Raw genomic sequence first — 4,094 nt, 5'->3', positions numbered from 1 at the left:
AGGAAAGTATATCAGATATAGGAAGAAGATTTAAGAACGCTATGTTTTGAAGCACTTACCAGTTTTTGAAAGACTTTCACCTAAATCATAGCATTGATTTGTAACATCTTCTAATCCTTGTGCCGTTAAATTAGATACTTTTGATAATTCAACCATTTTAGTATCTAATTCAATTACGTTACTTGTTGCTTTGCGAAATGCTTGCACACCTTCCATCACTAAGCCACTTACGCTAATCCACTGAGTAAAACGCTTTGCTTGGTCAACCAACCCACCAAGGAAATTATTTCCAAGTTTTCCCGCTTTACCAGATCGCACTTGCAATTCTTTAAACTCATTCTTGATACCATTAAATCTAACAGCATCACAAGTTTTACATTCTTTAATGAGTTTGTTTACCTCATTCCCTACTAACTTTGTAGCAGCTTTATTCTTTCTCATCCACTCCTGCATAGAAGTCATTTGAGAAGTTCTCTGATTCATACTAACTTGAGTAGTAGTAAGTTCTTTAAGAGAAGATTTTGCTTTATCAAGAGCAGTATCATATCTTTGTATTTCTGTAGTTAATCTATCAGTACCTTTTGCATTAACAACTGCTTCTTGTGCAAGTTTAAGTTCTTTTAGATTATTCTCTACTTCCTGACTGACAACATCGAATTTCTGATAGTCAGTAGTAAGCTTTGTAACATCCGTTGAAAGTTGGATTTCATTTGCTTTTTTTGCAATAGAATCCGTTACATTACCAAAATCACGTATAGCAATACCAGATGCTTCTGCTGCTTTTGTAAATGCATTAAACTTTGCACTTACAACAGAAAAATCGCTTTGTGTATTAATTTTTGATAAGTCAGATAATAAACTTTGTACAGTTACTTTCGCACCGTTGATTTCTGTTTCAAATTTATCAATCTCAGGACTAATTTTCTGTAAATCTGCAATTTTAGATTGTAAACCAGATATATTAATGCCAACTTTTTCATTTCTATTAGAGGCATTAGTTTCTGACTTAATCTTTGCCAATTCAGATCTTGCAACTCTTAAACTATCATTAAATGAATTAAGAGAAGAAGCATCACCAACTTTAGAAATTGCAGTATCTAAATCTTTTATTGTTTGTGTGATTTGAGGGAAATCTTTTGCATCTGCTTTTAATTTCTCCAAATCATTTTTAGCAATAGCAAGACCAGAAGTTACATCTGTTCCTTTCATTTTTGTAGAAACATTATCTGCATTTCTGAGTTCTTTCTCTAAAATTTTTAATTGTGAAATTTCTTCCTGTACTTTTATTTTTGCATCATCAAAAGTAGTAGAAGTAGCATTTCGCAAATTATTCATCTTCACTGTCTAATTCTAAATCAACTCTCTTGACAGTAATATAACTGTCTTCAAGCAATTCATCCATTGCATATTCAACAAGCTCCTTATTTGTAATTAACGCAACAGTCTTATCTGTGTGATAAACCTTATCAATAAAGATATCTACAATATCCTCAATCTCATCAAAAGTTAGAATGTCTACAATATTTTTCTCTTGTTTATTCAATATAGACACCTACCTTTATGCGTTTACAATATCCTTCAAAGAACGACCTGCTTTAAATTTTGGTGACTTAGAAGCAGGAATAGTAATGGCTTCACCAGTCTTAGGATTTCTACCCTGACGTTCAGCACGTTCAGCTACTTCAAATGTTCCGAATCCAACTAACTGAACTTTTCCACCATTCTTTAATTCCTCTGTAACTGTATCAATAAAAGCCTTTAAAGCCTTTTCTGTATCAACCTTACTCATATTTACGTTTTCAGACATAGCTGAAATCAATTCTGTTTTGTTCATATTTTCAATTATTCCTTTCATTCTTCCAATTATTTTCGGCACTTATCATATTTGCCGAATTATATATAAAATAGGAGAGCAGTACCACCACTCTCCATACCATAGAGTCGCAAAACCCTATATAACTGTGATAACAATTTTTTTGATTTGTAACATAATTTAGGTTACAATTACATTTTTATGTTATTAGGTCTGGTTTTCTAGGAATCTGCTCCTGAAACTTAGCCTTGACAAGCCGAATGTCTGACCAGACCATATGAAATTAGTATTCTAATCAACTTTTAATCTATGCTCACAAGTCAATCCTTTAATTTGGTCAAATTCAAATAGCGAAGCACCAGCATTAGATGTAGCAAGTAGACTTATTCCATATGGATCAACTCCGACCATTGAGCGAATAGAAATTGCTTCTGAGTTTATACCTGTTTCTTTTTCGACAATATGATGCACATGAGCACCAATAATATATGAAATAGGTGTTTGATATGCTCTTGAATAATCATCAAGTGCATCTCCAAGATTTCTAACTTCTCCATGTATTCCAAGAACTTGATATGTAGAAAACTGACCAAAATTTAATCCAGTAGGATTGCTAATAATCGTCACATTTGGATTATTTGCAAGTTCCTTTTCAATAGCAAGCATAATAACCTTACTCATATTTTCATCTACAAAAGAGTTTTTAGGAGCACCACAAAGGCGAAGTTGATTATGATTACTATCCATTGTCATTTGAAATTTTATTCTTACATGTTTGCTTAATTCATTAAGCCAGTGTCCAAGAAAATCCCCATAACGAATAGCTGAATCAATTACTCCATATCTCAACTGCATCAACTGCGAATTAAGACGCAATAAACCTTGAATGCCATCGCCTAACTCCCAAACGCTAATTTCATTTATATGTTTTTCTTCTATAATTTCTATAATCTGATTAAATAAATCCCACATTCTCTTTTCAAAAATTTCAGGACTATATTCATTAATTACATTTCCAAAAAAATCTTTTATAGAAAATTCAATTCCGTAATGACAATCTGCCAAACAAACTAAATATGACTGATTACAATGTACTGGTTTGATGTATTCAGGTATTTCCAAAGATGGTAATGCAGCAACAGCATTTACTATCTTCTCTGTAATAAGTTCATCTCTGGCAAGTTCTCTTAGCCAACGATTCATTTCAATCTTTTCAGTCTGCAACTTATATCGTTCTTTCTGAATAGCGTATTTTTCGTTAGAACATCCAAAATCAACAGTAGTAGAAATCTCATTTTCTTTTGGTTCATTTACCCAACCAGCATCAATATATTCATAAAGCAATTTACTTCCTTTACGAACTGTATCACGATGCTCCAAATCACCTATATTCTCACTTGTTTTATAATCTAAATCAGATTTTTGCGCATTTGTATAATACCTTTTTGATTTTTTAGCAGCGACCCTGTTGGCAGGAACTTTGAATACATTATAGTTCTTTAATGCTGCATTTATAATTATTTCATTATCAGATATAATCATCTGATCTGAATCATAATCTGCACCAGATAAACGCTCTAATATATTCTCGCCAATAGCATTAATACAAACAATTTCATCAGTGAGATTAAAATACTTATCAATCAAATCATGTCTCATATTTTCTGTAATGAGGATATTTGATGTTGAAATGTGTGGACTACGACATCCGAGCATTTTTTTCCCATAGTCATAGTGAGTAGTATGGATATATCCTGGTGGGAGAGAAGTAGTCCCATCAAATTTTCCAATAGTATGTAATAGCATCTCATAAGGATTGCCAAAAAGAACAGAATAATTTCCATTAATAAGAATATGTCCTTTTTTCATATTCTTTAAATATGCTTTACATGTTTCTCGTTTGAAATCATAAAAATACTTAGTTTTATAGAATTTATTTGAAATATTCATCATTGTGTAAACTATATCATTTTTGTCTTTAAACACATTTGATATGGTTTCGTCATCATACTCATCAAGCGATAAACATTTTACATGATATTTCAGGACATCGGTGTCTGTATTTAATAAGTTCACATATTCTAACGATGGTTTTAGTAGTTCATGAACTTCTTCCTTACTAAGTTGTACTGTATTTAGTAACTGGTAATGAGCTTGTACCATCTTCCCATCAAAAAAGTGTGTTTTCTTTTCGTGCTTAACGACACTAAAAGTAGAATCAATGTAAGCGATGAATAACCTACCGTTCCTATGCATCACCTTTTTATGAGATAATCCTAAT

The 4,094-nt window shown here is 31.9% G+C and carries 3 protein-coding genes and 1 pseudogene; all 4 read right to left on the bottom strand.

Annotation, left to right across the window (positions count from 1 at the left end; all coding sequences use genetic code 11):
• Positions 1 to 39 precede the first annotated feature (39 nt).
• Entirely contained in the window at positions 40 to 1,326 is a 1,287-nt protein-coding gene (locus tag ASU35_RS02685; RefSeq protein ID WP_147525342.1) for a hypothetical protein, read from the bottom strand.
• A gap of 1 nt (position 1,327) precedes the next feature.
• Positions 1,328 to 1,543 carry a hypothetical protein gene (locus tag ASU35_RS02680; protein WP_058351555.1) on the bottom strand — a complete coding sequence of 72 codons (216 nt, stop codon included), beginning with the start codon at positions 1,541 to 1,543 and terminating at the stop codon, positions 1,328 to 1,330.
• Between the two features lie 15 nt (positions 1,544 to 1,558).
• A complete protein-coding gene (locus tag ASU35_RS02675; protein WP_058351557.1) occupies positions 1,559 to 1,834 on the bottom strand; it encodes an HU family DNA-binding protein in 276 nt (91 codons plus the stop codon).
• A 270-nt stretch (positions 1,835 to 2,104) separates the two neighbouring features.
• Positions 2,105 to 4,094: pseudogene (locus tag ASU35_RS19615) on the bottom strand (hypothetical protein); the annotation flags it as partial.

The organism is Acetivibrio ethanolgignens, from assembly GCF_001461035.1.
Classification (GTDB): domain Bacteria; phylum Bacillota; class Clostridia; order Lachnospirales; family Lachnospiraceae; genus Velocimicrobium; species Velocimicrobium ethanolgignens.
Note: the sequence above shows the minus strand (reverse complement) of the source record. Positions and strands in the feature narration are given on the sequence as shown.

Excerpts from the sequence above, each read along its gene's own strand:
- ASU35_RS02675 (WP_058351557.1), bottom strand. The coding sequence starts at position 1,834 with ATGAACAAAACAGAATTGATTTCAGCTATGTCTGAAAACGTAAATATG.